This window comes from Mycobacterium sp. E802, from assembly GCF_001666875.1.
Taxonomy (GTDB): Bacteria; Actinomycetota; Actinomycetes; order Mycobacteriales; family Mycobacteriaceae; genus Mycobacterium.
The window spans coordinates 54,084-70,873 of record NZ_LZJD01000109.1; the positions used below are offsets into that span (position 1 = coordinate 54,084).

Sequence of the window (16,790 nt, forward strand, 5' to 3'; positions counted from 1 at the left end):
TCTCCTCAGAGGTCGGGGATGGGCAGGTCGAGATTGGGCATGTTCAGGCCGCCGTCGACCTCGAGCACCTTGCCGGTCAGGTAACTGCCCGCCGGGGAGGCCAGGTACACCGCCGCGGCGGCGATGTCGGCCGGATCGCCGAGCCGGCGCAGTGGCGTGGCCTTTTCCATCGGATCGCGCAGCGCGTCGTTGGAGGCGACGATGTCGAGCGCCGAGGTCAGGATCGAGCCCGGCGCGATGGCGTTGACGCGGATGCGTGGGCACAGGTCCAGCGCGGACAGCCGGGTGTAGTGGGCGAGCGCGGCCTTGGCCGTGCCGTAGGCAGCGAACCCGCGGCCGGCCAGCCGCCCCACCGTGGAGGTGATGTTGATGATGCTGCCCCCGCCGGAGTGCTCCAGCATCAGCGGGACCGCCGCACACGTCAGGGCATGCGCGGTCGACACGTTGAACGTGAAGGCATCGCGCAGATCCTTGGTCGAGGTGTTGAGCAACGGCGCGGGCATGGTGCCACCGACGTTGTTCACCACGATGTCGAGTTTCCCGAAGGCGTCCACTGCGGCGGCCGCGAGTTCCGCGGTGGCCTCGGGATGGGCCAGATCGGCGACGACGATGTGTGCCCGCCTGCCGGTCTGGGCGATCTGGGCGGCGACCTCTTCGAGCTGGGTCTCGGTGCGGGCCGCGATGAGCACGTCGGCACCCGCCTCGGCGAACGCGACCGCAGTCGCCGCCCCCAGTCCCCGCCCGGCCCCGGTGACGATCGCAACGTTGTCGTCGAGTCGGAATCTGTCCAGAATCACCTACACTCCGTTCCCTTGTTGGGCGCCACCGTAGCAGTACTTAGTCAGCCTAGGTGCGCAATTCTGAAACATGTTCTAGTCGATCGGGCTACGGGAAAGCCTGTCCGCGGCCGCCGTCACAAGCGCACAATAAAGAGGTCGGTTCAATGTGGGGAGTCGTGATGACCCAGCAACGATATGACTTCTTCGGTGACCTCTTCGCGCGGCATTTCCGGCCCGCGATCGATCGGTACCCGCTGACGGCGACCACGCTCGTGCATCGCCTGCTGGCCTGCACTGACGACGTGCAAGACCGGTTGGCTCAGGCTCGTCTGGCTGCCGAGGTGTGGGGCTCAGAAGAGCTGGGGCATGCCGGCCACGCCGCGTCGGAACTGTTCGTCTTCACCCAGTGCGGCCTGATGTACGGCGCGCGGTTCGCCGATGCCCGGCAGGGCCACTACTACCTGGCCACTCCGCGGCCGATGTTCGACGCGCTCGTCGACCAGATCGAGCACACGGCCTTGCGTCCGGGCACGGTGGTCGCGGTCGATCGTCGGTGTAGCCATGATCTGGAGTCCGCTCATCCGATGGATGCCGCGTTGCGGCGCCTGCTCGACGAGCATGAGGCGTTGCGGGTCGACGTGGGCGTTTAGCGGCGTTCTCCGAGCCCTATGTTAACGCCGTGTTTCGGCGGTATTGGCTGCGTATTAACCGGTATGGATTCAGTATGAGTCTGTCCGACAACGGAATTCGGCCGTTTACGGTTTAGCCCACCTCGCCGAAACCGAAAGGACGGGCAGAATTCAGTGAAACGTAACGTGAAGGGATTGTGTGTCGCCGGCGCCGCGCTGGGTGGGCTGGCAACGGTGGCGGTGACGCCTGCGGTGGCTGCGCCCACGGAGTCGGAGGCGCGTCAGACCATCAGCGACCTCGAAAGCCAGGGGTACCGGGTGATATTGAGCAAGGTGGGTACCAAGGCCATCGACGAGTGCGCGGTGAGTGCCGTCCGGCAAGGGCGTTCGGTCACCGGACCGCAGGTGCCGGTGGGCGCGGCGAGCATCACGTCGTTCAACCCGGGACAGAACCTGCAGTACACCACGGTGTACGTCGACCTCGACTGCCGCCGCTGAGCTATTTCTTGGCGGCAGCCTTTTTCGCCGGAGCTTTCTTGGCCGCGGATTTCTTCGCCGGGGCCTTCTTGGCCGGTGTTTTGTGGGCAGCCGCCTTCTTCGCGGGTTCCTTCTTCTCCGCTTCCTTGGCGCCGCCGCGGGCTTTCACGCTGGCCTCGAGTTTGGCCAGTAGGTCGGAGACGTCCTCGGTCTCGTCGAGCTCGGTGGGCTGCTCTTCGACTGCAAAGGCTTCTCCGCCTTCGAGTTTGGCCTGCACCAGCTCGTGGAGTTGTTCCTGATAGTCATCGCGGAACTGTTCTGGCTTGAAATCGTCGGTCATCGACTCGACCACCTGGCCGGCCATCTTCAACTCGGCCGGTTTGACGTCGACTTCCTTGTCCAGCACCGGGAAATCTGGATCGCGGATCTCGTCGGGCCACAGCAACGTGTGGATCACCATCACGTTGCGCTTGCTGAAGTCTTTGACGCGCAACGCGGCCAGCCGCGTCTTGTTGCGCAACGAGAAGTGCACGATGGCCACCCGGTCGGTGTCGGCCAGGGTGCGGGCCAGCAGCACGTAGGACTTCGACGATTTCGAATCCGGCTCCAGGAAATAGCTCTTGTCGTACATCAAGGGGTCGAGCTGATCGGCCGGGATGAACTCGACGACCTCGATCTCACGACTGCGTTCCTCCGGCAGCGTGGCGATGTCCTCGTCGGTGATCACCACCATCTGCCCGTCGTCGGATTCGAAGGCCTTGTTGATGTCGCGAAACTCGACGACCTCGCCGCACACCTCACACACCCGCTTGTAGCGGATGCGCCCGTTGTCCTTGGCGTGGACCTGATGAAACTTGATGTCGTGGTCCTCGGTCGCGCTGTAGACCTTGACCGGCACGTTCACCAGGCCGAAGGCGATCGAACCCTTCCAGATGGATCGCATACGCCCAGTATGGCCCACCGGCCACGTCTGCAAACGCAGCCGCGCGCACTCAGGACGAAGTGGCGGCGTCCAACTCCGCACGATCGGGCAGGTCCGCACCGGCCCGGCCCACGGTCAACGACGCGGCCAGTGCTGCGGTCTGCAGCGTGCCCGTCAAGGTGTCGGTGCTGATCGCGGCCAGCTCGCGACGGCGATCGGCGCCCAGCAGTCCCCGGGACCACAGCGCGTCGAGCAGCCCGGACATGAAGGCATCGCCCGCGCCGACGGTGTCGACCACGTGCACCGGACGAGCCGGGACCGACACCGCCCCGTCGCGGCACACCGCGAAGGCACCCCGTTCCCCGGTGGTCACCACCACGATCGACGGGCCCACCTCCAGCCAGGCGCGGGCGATCTGTTCGGGGGAGTGCCTGGCATCGACCCAGCGCAGATCGTCCTCGGACACCTTGACGACGTCGGCGCGTTCGACCAGCCGGTCGATGCGCCCGCGGGCGATGTCGTCGTCCTGCACCACGTCGGCCCGGACGTTCGGGTCGAAGCTGATGGTCGCCGACATGCGGTAGGCGTCCAGCAGCGCGGCCGTGGCCCGACAGCCCGGCTCCAGCACCGTCGCGATCGACCCGGTGTGGACCAGCAATGGGGTGGCCACCTCGGGTGTGCCGGACAGCTGCCAGTCGATGTCGAACTCGTAGCGGGCCGCTCCTGCGGCATCCAGCACTGCCCGCGCGGTCGGTGTCCGGCCATCCCCGGTGCTACCTGAGACCAGCTGTACCCCAGCGGATTTCAGATAGTCGATGATGCGCTCACCGTGGACGTCCTCGCCGATGTGGGTGAGAAAGTCCACGCCACGGCCCAGCCGGCTCAAGCCGACGGCGACGTTGAGCGGGCTGCCGCCGACATATTCGCCGATGACGCTGCCGTTGCTCTCGACGATGTCGATCAACGCTTCACCGATGACCAGGGCTCGGCTCATGTCTTCATGCTAGGGCAGGCAATCGGCCATCCGAGGCTGGATTTGTCGATGGCCGGCCGTGCAGGTGTCGTTGTCACTGCTCGTCCCAGCGACGCCTCAGGAGCTCGTCGAGCTCCGCGGCGAAGTCGCTCGGCGGGTCAAAACTGCCTTCGTAGGCAAGTGTCACCCGTCCGGACGGGAGGCTGCTGTTCACGCAGTAGTAGAGCTGCCCTGAATCTTTCGTGAACCACATCAGTTGCGAGGGTTCGGACCTGATCGCGGCGAAACTCTCCCTCGGAAACCAGTCATATCCGTCGAGGCTCTCCCACGTATCGGGGCGCCTGATTCCGTAAGACTGCCAATCCTGGGCGGTAAATCCCGGATGCACGTAGCGCAGAAATGCCTGTACCGCAGCCGGAAAACAACCGAAGAATTCCGCTTCGGGCTGTCCGAGGACGGCCGGATCCCAGCCGAGCCACAATGCCGGAAACCCGTCCCTGGCTTGCCCCGCCACGTAGATGAGAACGTGTTCGGACAAACCGCCAAGTTCTCGGCGAAAGACTCTGACATCGGTGAGTTCGTCCTGGAATCGGCGGGTAAATCTGGGCAGAAGCGCCATGAAATCGCTGCCCCACAGGGACAGTGCGTGGCGACATCTTTCGGTTGCGGTGGCCGCGGATGCGATCGGTCGCCAGTTCTGCGGTATTTGTGCCAGCTCAGTTGAGCCTGCCGCGACCGGCGTCCACCTGGCCTCCCCGCCGCTGACCTCGGCGAGGATATCGTCGACTTCACATTCCGCCACTGCGTTCTCCTAAGGGCATGGACTGGTAAGCGAGAGAACAACTACCTTTCCGTGGTCACGTATAGGTTGGGAAGATGGAGCGTTATGAACGGGTTCGGCTGACGAATCCCGACAAGGTGCTCTACCCGGCCACCGGCACCACGAAAGCCGAGGTGTTCGACTATTACCTCAGCGTCGCCGAGGTCATGCTGCCGCACATCGCCGGGCGCCCGGTGACCCGCAAACGCTGGCCCAACGGAGTCGCCGAGTCGTCCTTCTTCGAAAAGCAGTTGGCCTCGTCCGCCCCGGACTGGCTTGAGCGCGGCACCATCGTGCACAAGTCCGGGACCACCTCGTACCCGATCATCAACACCCGCGAAGGCCTGGCCTGGATCGCCCAGCAAGCGTCGCTGGAAGTGCATGTGCCGCAATGGCGGTTCGATGCCGAGGGCAACCAGGGTCCGGCGACCCGCATCGTGTTCGATCTCGATCCGGGCGAGGGCGTCACGATGCCCCAGCTGTGCGAAGTCGCCCAGGCGGTGCGGGAACTGATGAGCGATATCGGATTGACGACATATCCGTTGACCAGCGGCAGCAAGGGCCTGCATCTGTATGTGCCGCTGGCCGATCCGATCAGTTCGCGCGGGGCTTCGGTACTGGCCAAGCGGGTGGCCGTGCAGCTGGAACAGTCGATGCCCAAACTGGTCACCGCCACCATGACCCGCAGCCTGCGGGCCCAGAAGGTGTTCCTGGACTGGAGTCAGAACAACGCGGCCAAGACCACGATCGCCCCGTACTCACTGCGCGGACGCGATCATCCGACGGTGGCCGCGCCCCGCACGTGGGACGAGGTCGGTGATCCGGATCTGCGTCACCTGCGCTTCGACGAAGTGCTGCAACGGATTTCCGATGACGGTGACCTGCTGGCCGGGCTGGACGAGGACGCGCCGGTGGCCGACAAGCTCACCACCTACCGCAGCATGCGCGATGCCGCCAAGACACCGGAACCGGTACCGAAGAACGCGCCGACGACCGGCAACAACGACGCGTTCGTCATCCAGGAACACCATGCCCGGCGCTTGCACTACGACTTCCGTTTGGAGCGCGACGGAGTGCTCGTCAGCTGGGCGGTGCCCAAGAATCTTCCCGAGACCACGTCGGTGAATCACCTTGCCGTGCATACCGAAGACCATCCGATGGAATACCTGACGTTTCACGGTGAGATACCCAAGGGTGAGTACGGCGGCGGCAAGGTCATCGTCTGGGACACCGGCACCTACGAGGCCGAGAAGTTCCGCGATCATTCGCCCGACGGCCCGGACAAGGGTGGGGAAGTGATCGTCACGCTGCACGGCGAGAAGGTCAACGGGCGTTACGCACTGATCCAGACCGATGGCAAGAACTGGCTCGCGCACCGGATGAAGGACCAGAAGGCCTCGGCCCCCGACCCCAAGGATTTCTCGCCGATGCTGGCGACTGAGGGGTCGGTGGCGAAACTCAAGGCCTCCCAGTGGGCGTTTGAAGGCAAGTGGGATGGCTACCGGCTGCTGGTCGAGGTCGATCACGGTTGGCTGCAACTGCGTTCGCGCCGCGGCCGCGACGTCACCGCCGAGTACCCGCAGTTCGAGGCACTGGCCGCTGATCTCGCCGACCACCACGTGGTGCTGGACGGCGAGGCGGTGGCGCTGGATGACTCCGGGGTGCCCAGCTTCGGTGAGATGCAGAACCGGGCCCGCTCCACCCGGGTGGAGTTCTGGGCCTTCGACATCCTATGGCTCGACGGACGATCGTTGTTGCGCGCCAAGTACTCCGACCGCCGAAAGCTGTTGGAAGCACTGGCCGCCGGTGGCGGGTTGATCGTGCCCGAGCCGCTGGCCGGCGATGGCCCGGAAGCGATGGAGCACGCGCGGGAGAACCGGTTCGAGGGCGTCGTCGCCAAGAAACGGGACTCGACATACCAGCCGGGCCGCCGCTCGGCGTCGTGGATCAAGGACAAGATCTGGAACACCCAGGAAGCGGTGATCGGGGGTTGGCGTCAGGGCGAGGGCGGCCGCAGCAGCGGCATCGGTGCCCTACTGCTCGGGATACCCGGCGCTGACGGTCTGCAGTTCGTCGGGCGGGTCGGAACGGGGTTCACCGACAAGGAACTCGCCAAGCTCAAGGGCATCCTCGAACCCCTGCACACCAAGGAATCCCCGTTCGACAAACCGCTGCCGCGCCCGGATGCCAAGGGCGTCACCTTTGTGCGGCCCGAGTTGGTGGGGGAGGTGCGCTACAGCGAGCGCACCTCGGATCACCGGCTGCGCCAACCCAGTTGGCGAGGATTGCGGACGGACAAGACGCCCGACGAGGTGGTGTGGGAATGAAACACCGCAGTCACATAGCTTCCGGTCGCACAGCGAGCCCCTCAGTCGAGGCGAATATCCGTCAATTCGATGGAGACGACCAGCTGGTCGGGACCCAGGACAACTCGAGTCCGCAGGCGCAGTACTTCCGCCTGTTTGCATGATAGGAACTCGTCCATTTGTTAAATAGGATTTCGTCCATCTGTTAAATCGGCCCGGTGGCCTAGGGCCGCCACCAGCACTGATGCCTCCTTCACGGCGATACTCGACGCTGCGACTGCCGGGGAGTCCGACAAGCCCGCTCGGCAGACCATCGACAGTTACCGCCGCCATCTGCAACGCCTCTTCGTCCTCGACCCTGTGCCGGCCTGGGTGCCTACATTCAGTCCTCTCAAACGGCTCACGCAAACCCCTAAGCACCATCTCGTTGACCCTGCGATCGCCGCTCGGCTCGTCGGCATCGGCAAGGCCGGCTTGCTGCAAGGCGACGGTGTCAGGGTCTCCCACGCAACGGGGACCTGGCTCGGGGCGCTGTTCGAATCGCTTGTGACACAGAGCGTGCGCATTTACGCGGGTGCTTCCAACGCCCAGATTGGTCACCTGCGGACGAAGAACACCGAGCGCGAGATCGATCTGATCGTGGAGGGAGAAGATCGCCGGATCGTGGCCGTCGAGGTCAAATTGGCAGCAACGGTCACCGACCGTGACGTCCGCCATCTCCACTGGCTCCGTGGCCAGGTCGGAGATCGCCTCGCCGCAAGCGTGGTCGTGACGACCGGAGAGTTCGCCTACCGCAGACCGGACGGTGTCGTTGTCGTGCCCCTAGCGCTGCTCGGACCCTGAACCGGCTACGCGACGGGTGAACCCTCGAGCGCTTCCCGCAGGCCCCGCGTCGCCAGCACGTCGGCCAACTCGTTGTCGACGACCCCGGAGTGCCCCTTCACCCAGAACCACTCGACCTGGTGCCGCAGGCAGGCGGCCTGCAGGCGCTGCCACAGGTCGACGTTCTTCACCGGCTGCTTCGCGGCGGTCAGCCAACCGTTGCGTTCCCAGCCGAGCACCCATTTGGTGATGCCGTTGCGGACATAGGTGCTGTCGGTGTGCAGGTGCACCACCACGGGCCGGGTCAGTGCCTCCAGCGCCATGATCGGCGCCATCAGCTCCATCCGGTTGTTGCTGGTGATCCCCGGGTCGCCGCCGTACATCTCCCGCACGTGCTCGCGGTGGCGCAGCACCGCACCCCAGCCGCCGGGGCCCGGATTGGGGCGGCAGCCGCCGTCGGTGTGGATGATCACGACGTTGTTGTCCAGATGCGAGGCGTCGGTCACCTGTCGAGGATAGGCAACCGGCACACGACCCGCGGCCAACGGCACGCCCGCATTCACTTCCGGGGCGGTTGCAACACTTTCATCGCCAACCGCATCACCGGTTCGGGCACCCGGTCCTTGGCCGACAACGCCGCGCCGGCCGCTCGCGTGCGCAGCGGCGTGCCACGGCCGAACCACCGGTTCAACGGCCCGCCGGAGGGCTCAAGGTCGACGTGCAGTGGTGGCTTGCCATCAGCGGCGCCGAGGGCGTGTGCGATGACGATGCGCTGGATCTCGCTGGTGCCCTCAAAGATCGTGTACAGCTTGGCATCCCGATACCACTTCTCCACCGGGTGATCGGTGATGTAGCCCCAGCCGCCCATGGTCTGGATCGCCTGCTCGGTGGCCCGCACGGCCACCTCGCTGGCGGCCAGCTTGGACATCGACCCCTCACCACGCTCGAACGGCACGCCGGTGGCGGCCATCCAGGACGCCCGCCAGGTGAGCAGCCGGGCCGCGTCGATCTGGGTGGCCAGGTTGGCGAGGGGAAACGCGATGCCCTGGTTGTCGATGATCGGTGCCCCGAAGGCCTCCCGGCGGTTCGCGTACTCCGTCGCGTATTCCAAAGCCGCCCTGGCGATTCCGAGTGCCTGGGCGGCCACCATCGGGCGGGTCTGCTCGAAGGTGCCCAGCGTGGCGGAGCCGGAACGCCTGCCGCCTTCGACCGCCTCACGGGCCCGGGCCAGCTTGTACTCGAGTTTGTCGTGGCCACCGAGCAGATTGGCGGCCGGGACCCGGACGTTGTCGAACTTGAGCTCGGCGGTGTGCGAGGCCCGGCAGCCGAGCTTGTCGAGTTTGCGCACCATCTCCAGGCCTGGTGTGCCGCGTTCCACGACGAACAGCGCCTGCCCCTTGTGTCCGAGTTCTTTGTCGACGACCGCGTTGACCACGTGCACGTTGGCAATACCGCCGTTGCCGATCCACATCTTGTGGCCGTTGATGATCCAGTCCGCTTCGGGACCGGAGCCGTCGCGCACCGCGTACGTGCGGAGGTTGCGCACATCGCTGCCGCCCTCGGGTTCGGAGATCGCCAGCGCGGCGAGTTTCAGATCACCGGGGGTGCCGAAGCATTCGGGCGCCCACTGCAGCATCTGTTCGGGTGAGGCGGCTTGACCGATTGCCGACAACGCCAGTGCCGGCATCACGACGGCCAGGCCGATCCCGGCGCAACCCCAGAACAGTTCCTCCATGAACATTGGGAGAGACAGTCCGCTCGGGTCGCCGATAAGATCGCGATAGAACAGCGGGTTGTAGAAGCCGCGCACCGCCGCTTCTTCGAGCACCGGCCACGGGAACTCTTGGCGTTGGTCGTAGTCGGCGGCGACCGGGCGCACGACCTGCTCGGCGAACTCATGGGCACGTCGGGCCAGGTCGTGCTGGGCGGCGGTGGGCGTGATGTCGAATGCCACGACGAGTCGGATACCCAACTCGTGCCGCTACCGAACTCCGGGTCGATGTCAGCCGGCGATGTCAGCCCGAAGGTGGACTGGCCGCTGCAATCCGGCGCTGCGCTTCGGCAGGCGAGATCCGAAGCCGCCTGGCGAGCACCGCGACCGGGTCGAATCGAGGCGGCGAGACGTTGTCGGTGGCAACCATCCGCCCGAGCAGCCGCTGCTGGGCGGTGGCCAACCGTTTCTCCCCGGCGCTGAGCCGGCTCAGGACCTCCTGTAGCTCCGAGCGTGTCAGTGCGTGCACCGACAGCGCGTCGATTTCTTTGCAAGCTGCGTTCAGGTGATCGAGCGCGTCACCGACGATCGTCCGCTCGATGTCCCTCTCGGAAACCAATATCGAACTCATGTTCGGTACTGTACGCCGACGCACCGACAACCCCGTGGGAGGTGATCGGGGCGGAACGCAAACAATCGGCCGCGCGAATTGTGCGGCCGATTGCAGGCGTCGGCTTATCCAAACCGGCTAAATCCGGTCTGGCGGCTGAAAACAAATATGTGCCCGGCTTTATTCCCACTCAGCAGGCGACGTCGACATATGCCGTCTTCGAAATGACGGTGGTGTTTATCGAACTGCCGCCCCTGGAGTCGTTGGTGGCAATGGTTTGTCCCTGACGCACCCCGAGCACCGTGCAATCGGCCAGCGGGGCCGCGCCCGTACGGTTGACGATGACGTGATATCCGCTGGTCTGCAGACTTTTCACGGTCTGTTCGGCCGACTGTCCGGTCGGAGCGGCCGCGGCGACGCCCCCGAGAAAAACTCCCGCGGTCAACGTGCCCGCGGCCAATGTGGCGATGGTATATGACTTCATTTCCCAACCCTCCGTCGTAGGCCGCACCGCAAGTCCCGCAACTTTCGGTTACTGCCTATGACGTTTAATTGGGGATTCGGTTCGAAAATTCCACAATTCTCAGCTGAAATTGCGGAATTTCTCAGGGTTCCGTCCGTTGGTCCCGGCGACGCCGTGCTGGTGTCGGCGGCCGCCGGAATGTGCCATCGTTGAAAGATGAGTACTGACGGGTACAGCGTCGACGACGAAGACCAGTTGACTCAGGAGGACACCCTGATCGACCGGGGTGTGGACGATCTGCTCGACGAGGGCTACTCGCCGCCCGAGCGTTGGCTCAAGCCAGGCGAGGACGAATCCCTCGACGAGCTGTTGGCGGCCGAAGAGCCCGATCCCGCCATGCAACTCGATGACTCCGACACCCCCGACGAGCAGGCCGGCGACGACGAGGTCGGTGATCGGCGTTCGGGCCGACTGGTCGCCCCGGATGCGGGCTTCGGTGTGGACGACGAGGCCGAACTGTTCGGCACCGATGTCGGTATCGACGGCGGCGCGGCCTCCGCCGAAGAGGCCGCGGTCCACATCATCCCGCCGACATCACCGGGTGGCGGTCCGCTTCTGCAGTAACACCGACACCGTGAAGACCGCCAGGCCGCCGACGGCCAGCAGCGCGCCGGCTGCCGCCGGAGCCGTGTAACCGAGGCCCGCCGCGATCACCAGACCGCCCACCCAGGCGCCGGTGGCATTACCGATGTTGAGCGCGGAATGGTTGAGCGCGGCGGCCAGCGTCTGCGCATCGTGCGCGACGTCCATCAGTCGGGTCTGCAGCGCCGGCCCGACTGCGGAGCCGGCCATGCCCACGCCGAACAACAGCGGCAGCGCGGTCCACGGGCTGTGCGATCCCAGCGAGAAGGCGGTCAGCAGGACGGCCAGGGCGCCCAGCGACAGGTACAGCGCCCGGACCACCGAGGCATCGGCCAACCGGCCACCGATCAGGTTGCCGCACACCATGCCGAGGCCGAACACCATGAGCGCCACCGGGACCAGCGACCGCGGCAAACCGGTCACATCCGTCATCGTGGTGCTGATGTAGGTGTACACCGCGAACATCCCGCCGAAGCCGATCATGCCCACGAGGACGGCCAGCCAGACCTGCGGGCGGCGCAGCGCGCCGAGCTCGGTCAGCGGGCTGGTGACGTGCATGGACCGCAGGTGCTCGGGCAGCCATCGCCACAGCGCGGTCACGGTGATCAGCCCGATGGCCACGACCAGGCCGAACGCGCTTCGCCAGCCCCATGATTGACCCAGCCAGGACGCCAGCGGCACACCCAACACGGTGGCGACGGTCAGACCGCACAACACATACGCCACGGCTTTGGCGCGGTTTTGCGGACCCATCAGATGTGCGGCGGCGAGTGCGGCGATACCGAAGAACGCACCGTGTGGCAGGCCGGCGACGAACCGTGCGATGACCAACGCCGGATAGCTGGGCGCCAGCATGCTGGCCAGATTGCCGAGGGTGAACACCACCATCAGGGTGAGCAGCAATGCTTTACGCGGCCACCGTGCGGTGAGTGCCGCGATCACCGGCGCACCGACGACGACACCCAGGGCATAGGCAGAGATGACGTGGCCCGCGGTCGGCTCACTGATCCCGAAGCCGGCGGCGATGTCGGGCAGCAGCCCCATCGCGACGAACTCGGTGGTGCCGATCCCGAAGCCGCCGAGGGCCAGGGCGAACACCGCGAGCATGCGCACCATGGGATCGGGGGCGACGACGGCGCGGGCATGGTCGAGAGAGGACGTCATGTGAGGCAGGCTTTCCGAGGTTCGCGGACTGGAGCTCTCGGACAGCGTTGGCGAGAACGGCGGGTGCAACGCTAACGGCGCGGCGAGTGTTCCCTCAAATTCATGACGCCAAGCCCGCCGCTTTCCACACCTGGGCGGTGGATCGGCGCCGGCCGCGACCCTGGTGTGGAAAACCGCGCAAAAGCTTGGGCTAGACCTTGGCGATGACGTTCTCGGCGAACTTCTCCAGGTGCCGGATCTTGCGGTCCAGCGGCTCGGTGTCGTCGCCCTTGATGTAGGGCAGGCGGAAGCCGACGATCACGTCGGTGACGCCCTTGTCCTCCAACCGTTTGATGCCGTCGAGGGTGAACGCGTCACCGGAGATCACGTGGATCTCGAAATCTCCGGTCTGCCCCTCTTCCTCACGGATCTGGTTCAACCGCGTCAACAGCTGGTCGAGTTCCTCGGGGCTGCCGCCACCATGCATCCAGCCGTCGTTGCGGGCGGCGCGACGTAATGCCGCTTCGGCATGCCCACCGACCAGGATCGACACCGGCTTCGACGGCGCCGGGGTCATCTTCGTCTTGGGGATGTCGTAGAACTCGCCGTGGTACTCGAAGTATTCGCCGGTGGTCAGGCCGCGGATGATGTCGATACACTCGTCCATCCGCTTGCCGCGGCGGGCGAACGGCACGCCGAGCAGTTCGTAGTCCTCGGGCCACGGGCTGGTGCCCACGCCGAGGCCCAGCCGGTTGTCGAACAACGCGTTGAGCGAGCCGACCTGCTTGGCCACCAGGGCCGGCGGGCGGATCGGCAGCTTGAGGACGAAGAAGTTGAACTTGAGCGTGGTGGTGACCGCGCACAGTGCCGACGCCATCACGAAGGCTTCCACAAAGGCCTTGCCGTCGAGGAACTCCCGGTTGCCGTCGGGGGTGTACGGGTACTTCGAGTCGGATTCGAAGGGGTAGGCGACGCTGTCGGCGATCGTCATGGCGTGATAGCCGGCGGCCTCAGCGGCCTGGGCCAACGGGATGTAGTAGGTGGGATCGGTCATGGCTTCGGCGTAGGTGAACCGCATGCCGTACACACTAGAACGTGTTCTAGTTCTGTGGGGCGGATCGGGCAGGCATGATGACCGGGTGCCTGCGTGGCTGACCCGCAACGTCCGGGTGCTCTCGGCGGTGTCCTTCCTGCAGGACACCGCGAGCGAACTGCTCTACCCGCTGCTGCCCATCTATCTGACCGCCGTGCTCGGCGCCCCGCCGGCGGTGGTCGGTGCGGTGGAGGGCGCGGCCGAGGGCGCGGCGGCGATGACGAAGCTGGCCGCCGGCCCGCTCGGGGACCGATACGCCAAGCGGCCGTTGATCGCCACCGGCTACGGCATGGCGGCTCTGGGCAAGGTCATGGTGGCCGCGGCGAGCACGTGGTCCGGGGTACTGGCCGGCCGGGTGGTCGACCGCCTGGGCAAAGGGATCCGCGGGGCGCCGCGAGACGCGTTGCTGGTCGCCGATATCGACGACGCGGCCCGGGGCCGGGTATTCGGATTCCACCGGGCCATGGACACTTTCGGTGCGGTGGTCGGGCCGCTGCTGGGGTTGGCCGGCTACGAGCTGCTCGACCATCAGATCGCGCCGCTGCTGTGGGTGGCTGTGGTGCCGGCGGTGCTGAGTGTGGGGTTGGTGTTCCTGGCCTCAAAAGGGGACGGGGCGAAGGGCCGGCGCGTCGAGTCGGTCCGTCAGCCGGTGTTCGCTCGTGTGCGTGAGCTGCCCGGCCGCTACTGGCGGGTGACGGCGGTGCTGGTGGCGTTCGGGCTGGTGAATTTCCCCGACGCGCTGTTGTTGTTGCGGCTCAACGAGATCGGCTTCTCGGTCGTCGAGGTCATCCTGGCCTACGTCACCTACAACGCGGTGTACGCGATCTCCAGCTTCCCGGCCGGGCTGCTGGCCGACCGGATCGGGCGACTACCGGTGTTCGGGATCGGCCTGGTGTTCTTCGCGATCGGTTACGCCGGGTTGGGGCTGACCACCGACCCGCTGGTGGCCTGGCTGCTGATCGGGTTCTACGGCCTGTTCACCGGTTGCACCGACGGGGTCGGCAAGGCTTGGGTGTCGTCGCTGGTCGGTGCCGATCTGCAGGGCAGTGCACAAGGAGTTTTCCAGGGGCTCAGCGGTTTTGCCGTGCTGGGCGCCGGGGTGTGGGCCGGGCTGGCCTGGACTGCCGTTCCAGGTCAGCCCGGCCAGTTGCCGCTGTTGATCTCTGGGATCGGCGGCGCGGTGTTCGCGGCCGGGTTGCTCGGCCGCGCGATGTTCACCCGGCGGCGGTGACGTTCACGGAATCGAGCTCGAAGGGCGGTTCGCCGACGCCGACGATCGAATGCGTGCCCTGCGAGGTGCGTTCGGTGATGCGGGCGTCGACCGTGCGGGTGCCGATGCTGATCCGGACGGCTCCCGGGGCCAGCGTGTCCGGTGCATCGAGGATCGTTCCGCGCCAATGGAATCGGCCGTCGATCGGAACGAGATGACCGGCCAACCGCACGTGGACCCGGCGGTCACCGCCTCCGGCGTCGAGAATGGCGAACCCGTCGTACATCTCTTCGGTCACGCTGTCGTCGGCATCCGCGGGACCGGCCGGCAGAGCGGTGTGGCCGTCTGGGGTGCGAGGCGGCAGGAAGCCGGCCCGCCGCCACATCCGGCGACCGATGCGACCCATCAGGCCGACCTCTTCGAGGAAGGCCGCCAGCGGTGCGAAGCCGGAGATCTGCACGTCACGGCGGTGGGCGCTGGCCCGGGCCATGCGACGGGCCGCACGGGCGTCGAGACCGACCCGGGCGTACTGCACCTTGTTGGTGAACAGGTAGCGGAAGAACGGCCCGCCTGCGCCGTTGAGGTTGGCCACCCAGGCCCGCTTGTACCAGGGCATCGACGGCGTGCGCTTACGCAGCCCGTCGCGCGCGAATTGGATGTGCCGAGCTTCCTCGGTGACGTGAATACGCATGAGCCGCTGCACCATCGGCTGCAGCTCGGGGTCGTCCATCATCTGACGCTGCAGCGAGTCGAAGATCTCCTCACCGACGAGCGCGGCCACCCACAGCACCGAGCCGCGGAAGACGAACGGCAGCGAGTTGATGATGATGCGCTGGTAGAGCCGCGGGCGCACCGGCTTGGCGCCGATCTTGTCGATGGCCTTGCCGAACATCACCATGTGCCGGGTCTCGTCGCCGAGTTCGGTGAGCTCGTAGTGGGTGGAATGCGAGGTCGGATCCTGATGCATCATCTTGCGCAGCAGTGACTGGTTGAGGATGTTCTCGAACCAGATGCCCGCCGACAGCGTGTTGGCCAGCTCCTGTCGGGACAGCTCGATCTGCTCTTCACGGGACATCTTGTCCCACAACGGGGTTCCGTACAGTGACACGATCCGCGGCGGCAGGAAGAACTTGTCCGGGTCCAGCGGTGCATCCCAGTCGATGTCGACGACCGGCGCGTACGACTTGCGCACAGACCCCTTGAGCAGGCGCTCGGAAAACGCGTCCCGCGTCGCGGCGGTGGCCGAACCGGTGGATCTGACGGAAGCTGTCACCGTTGACGTCCCTTCATCATGTGCCCCCTTGGCTCGACGGTAGGTACCGACAACGCGAGATGTCAATACCCCGGGTACCGGATACTTCGAGTACCCGGTTTCGTTTCGGTTAACCTTCCAGGCGTGCGTCGTATCCACGTCATCGGAATCGGGGCCGGTGATCCGGACTTCGTGACGGCCCAGGCCATTTCCGCGCTCAACGACACCCAGGTGTTCTTCGCGATGGACAAGGGCCCGCGCCGGTCCCGCACGCGAGGAGGACGGACAGCGGAAGCGACCGACGACCTCGTCGCGGTACGCAAGCAGATCTGCGACCGGTTCATCACCGATCCCGACGGCTACCGGTTCGTCGAACTGGTCGACCCGCCGCGCGCCGCGGCCGACGACGTTGCCGGCTATCGCCAGGTGGTGGCCGACTGGCATGCCGAGCGCGCCCGGATCTGGGCGGCAGCCATCGAAACCGAACTCGGGCCCGACGGCATCGGGGCCTTTCTGGCCTGGGGCGACCCGTCGCTGTACGACAGCACGCTGCGAATCCTGGACAAAGTGGCCGCGTACGTGGATTTCGAGTACGACGTCATCCCGGGCATCACCGCCATCCAGGTGCTGACCGCCCGGCATCGCATCCCGCTCAACGACGTCGGCGAACCCGTGCTGATCACGACCGGCCGTCAATTGCGCGAGCACGGATTGACCGGAAGCGCCGTGGTGATGCTCGACGCCGACTGCTCATTTCAGCAGTGCCCGCCACAGACCCGGATCTGGTGGGGCGCCTATCTGGGCACGCCGGATGAGTTGCTCTACGCGGGAACGGTCGGCGAGATCGGCGACGAGATCGTAGCTGCGCGTGCGGACGCCAGAACCCGCCATGGCTGGATCATGGACACGTACCTGCTGCGCTCGGCAGACTGAGCGCC

General features: G+C 66.0%; 18 protein-coding genes. 7 read left to right on the top strand and 11 right to left on the bottom strand.

Annotated features, from left to right (window positions below):
• Positions 1-5: 5 nt before the first annotated feature.
• Complete coding sequence (locus A5699_RS16540) at positions 6-797, bottom strand: SDR family oxidoreductase (protein WP_067771090.1); 792 nt, start codon at positions 795-797, stop codon at positions 6-8.
• 161 nt (positions 798-958) lie between these two features.
• Between A5699_RS16540 and A5699_RS16545 the strand changes: the two genes are divergently transcribed.
• Positions 959-1,429, top strand: a complete 471-nt coding sequence (locus A5699_RS16545; protein WP_067771092.1) for a glucose-6-phosphate dehydrogenase — start codon at positions 959-961, stop codon at positions 1,427-1,429.
• A 153-nt stretch (positions 1,430-1,582) separates the two neighbouring features.
• On the top strand, positions 1,583-1,906 hold the full coding sequence (locus A5699_RS16550; RefSeq protein ID WP_142254041.1) for a hypothetical protein: 324 nt from the start codon (positions 1,583-1,585) through the stop codon (positions 1,904-1,906).
• 1 nt (position 1,907) lies between these two features.
• Here the strand turns inward: A5699_RS16550 and A5699_RS16555 are convergent, their stop codons facing one another.
• The 3 genes from A5699_RS16555 to A5699_RS16565 form a co-directional block, all read right to left on the bottom strand.
• Positions 1,908-2,828 (bottom strand): Ku protein, encoded by a 921-nt coding sequence (locus tag A5699_RS16555; RefSeq protein WP_067771096.1) that lies wholly within the window; start codon positions 2,826-2,828, stop codon positions 1,908-1,910.
• Between the two features lie 49 nt (positions 2,829-2,877).
• Complete coding sequence (locus tag A5699_RS16560) at positions 2,878-3,801, bottom strand: carbohydrate kinase (protein ID WP_067771097.1); 924 nt, start codon at positions 3,799-3,801, stop codon at positions 2,878-2,880.
• 73 nt (positions 3,802-3,874) lie between these two features.
• The gene (locus tag A5699_RS16565; RefSeq protein ID WP_157561297.1) at positions 3,875-4,399 is read right to left on the bottom strand and encodes a hypothetical protein; all 525 of its coding nucleotides are present in this window, start codon (positions 4,397-4,399) and stop codon (positions 3,875-3,877) included.
• 257 nt (positions 4,400-4,656) lie between these two features.
• Between A5699_RS16565 and A5699_RS16570 the strand changes: the two genes are divergently transcribed.
• Positions 4,657-6,927, top strand: coding sequence for an ATP-dependent DNA ligase (locus tag A5699_RS16570; protein ID WP_067771101.1), 2,271 nt, complete (start codon positions 4,657-4,659; stop codon positions 6,925-6,927).
• 312 nt (positions 6,928-7,239) lie between these two features.
• Entirely contained in the window at positions 7,240-7,749 is a 510-nt protein-coding gene (locus tag A5699_RS16575; protein ID WP_369806709.1) for a DUF4143 domain-containing protein, read from the top strand.
• 5 nt (positions 7,750-7,754) lie between these two features.
• Here A5699_RS16575 and rnhA read toward each other — a convergent pair whose 3' ends face one another.
• The 4 genes from rnhA to A5699_RS16595 form a co-directional block, all read right to left on the bottom strand.
• On the bottom strand, positions 7,755-8,216 hold the full coding sequence (gene rnhA / locus A5699_RS16580) for a ribonuclease HI (RefSeq protein ID WP_067771195.1): 462 nt from the start codon (positions 8,214-8,216) through the stop codon (positions 7,755-7,757).
• A gap of 71 nt (positions 8,217-8,287) precedes the next feature.
• The gene (locus tag A5699_RS16585; protein ID WP_067771197.1) at positions 8,288-9,682 is read right to left on the bottom strand and encodes an acyl-CoA dehydrogenase family protein; all 1,395 of its coding nucleotides are present in this window, start codon (positions 9,680-9,682) and stop codon (positions 8,288-8,290) included.
• Positions 9,683-9,743: 61 nt separating this feature from the next.
• Positions 9,744-10,070 carry a hypothetical protein gene (locus A5699_RS16590; RefSeq protein WP_067771103.1) on the bottom strand — a complete coding sequence of 109 codons (327 nt, stop codon included), beginning with the start codon at positions 10,068-10,070 and terminating at the stop codon, positions 9,744-9,746.
• Positions 10,071-10,239: 169 nt separating this feature from the next.
• Entirely contained in the window at positions 10,240-10,533 is a 294-nt protein-coding gene (locus A5699_RS16595; RefSeq protein WP_067771105.1) for a hypothetical protein, read from the bottom strand.
• A 195-nt stretch (positions 10,534-10,728) separates the two neighbouring features.
• On the opposite strand from A5699_RS16595, the gene A5699_RS16600 reads away from it, so the two are divergent.
• Positions 10,729-11,136 (top strand): DUF5709 domain-containing protein, encoded by a 408-nt coding sequence (locus tag A5699_RS16600; RefSeq protein WP_067771107.1) that lies wholly within the window; start codon positions 10,729-10,731, stop codon positions 11,134-11,136.
• Here the strand turns inward: A5699_RS16600 and A5699_RS16605 are convergent.
• Both A5699_RS16605 and A5699_RS16610 read right to left on the bottom strand, forming a co-directional pair.
• A complete protein-coding gene (locus A5699_RS16605; RefSeq protein WP_067771109.1) occupies positions 11,107-12,318 on the bottom strand; it encodes an MFS transporter in 1,212 nt (403 codons plus the stop codon). The genes A5699_RS16600 and A5699_RS16605 overlap by 30 nt on opposite strands.
• 190 nt (positions 12,319-12,508) lie before the next feature.
• Positions 12,509-13,375, bottom strand: a complete 867-nt coding sequence (locus A5699_RS16610; RefSeq protein ID WP_067771199.1) for an LLM class flavin-dependent oxidoreductase — start codon at positions 13,373-13,375, stop codon at positions 12,509-12,511.
• Positions 13,376-13,436: 61 nt separating this feature from the next.
• On the opposite strand from A5699_RS16610, the gene A5699_RS16615 reads away from it, so the two are divergent.
• Positions 13,437-14,621, top strand: coding sequence for an MFS transporter (locus A5699_RS16615; protein WP_067771110.1), 1,185 nt, complete (start codon positions 13,437-13,439; stop codon positions 14,619-14,621).
• Here the strand turns inward: A5699_RS16615 and A5699_RS16620 are convergent.
• Entirely contained in the window at positions 14,605-15,873 is a 1,269-nt protein-coding gene (locus A5699_RS16620; protein WP_067771112.1) for a diiron oxygenase, read from the bottom strand. The genes A5699_RS16615 and A5699_RS16620 overlap by 17 nt on opposite strands.
• A 123-nt stretch (positions 15,874-15,996) precedes the next feature.
• On the opposite strand from A5699_RS16620, the gene cobF reads away from it, so the two are divergent.
• Positions 15,997-16,785, top strand: coding sequence for a precorrin-6A synthase (deacetylating) (cobF, locus tag A5699_RS16625; RefSeq protein ID WP_067771114.1), 789 nt, complete (start codon positions 15,997-15,999; stop codon positions 16,783-16,785).
• The last annotated feature ends 5 nt before the right edge of the window (positions 16,786-16,790 follow it).

What these genes read in the sequence shown, in the direction of transcription:
- A5699_RS16545 (WP_067771092.1), top strand. Translation starts at nt 959, where the DNA reads ATGACCCAGCAACGATATGACTTCTTCGGTGACCTCTTCGCGCGGCAT.
- A5699_RS16555 (WP_067771096.1), bottom strand. Translation starts at nt 2,828, where the DNA reads ATGCGATCCATCTGGAAGGGTTCGATCGCCTTCGGCCTGGTGAACGTG.
- A5699_RS16560 (WP_067771097.1), bottom strand. Translation starts at nt 3,801, where the DNA reads ATGAGCCGAGCCCTGGTCATCGGTGAAGCGTTGATCGACATCGTCGAG.
- A5699_RS16565 (WP_157561297.1), bottom strand. Translation starts at nt 4,399, where the DNA reads ATGGCGCTTCTGCCCAGATTTACCCGCCGATTCCAGGACGAACTCACC.
- A5699_RS16570 (WP_067771101.1), top strand. Translation starts at nt 4,657, where the DNA reads ATGGAGCGTTATGAACGGGTTCGGCTGACGAATCCCGACAAGGTGCTC.
- A5699_RS16590 (WP_067771103.1), bottom strand. Translation starts at nt 10,070, where the DNA reads ATGAGTTCGATATTGGTTTCCGAGAGGGACATCGAGCGGACGATCGTC.
- A5699_RS16595 (WP_067771105.1), bottom strand. Translation starts at nt 10,533, where the DNA reads ATGAAGTCATATACCATCGCCACATTGGCCGCGGGCACGTTGACCGCG.
- A5699_RS16600 (WP_067771107.1), top strand. Translation starts at nt 10,729, where the DNA reads ATGAGTACTGACGGGTACAGCGTCGACGACGAAGACCAGTTGACTCAG.
- A5699_RS16605 (WP_067771109.1), bottom strand. Translation starts at nt 12,318, where the DNA reads ATGACGTCCTCTCTCGACCATGCCCGCGCCGTCGTCGCCCCCGATCCC.
- A5699_RS16610 (WP_067771199.1), bottom strand. Translation starts at nt 13,375, where the DNA reads ATGCGGTTCACCTACGCCGAAGCCATGACCGATCCCACCTACTACATC.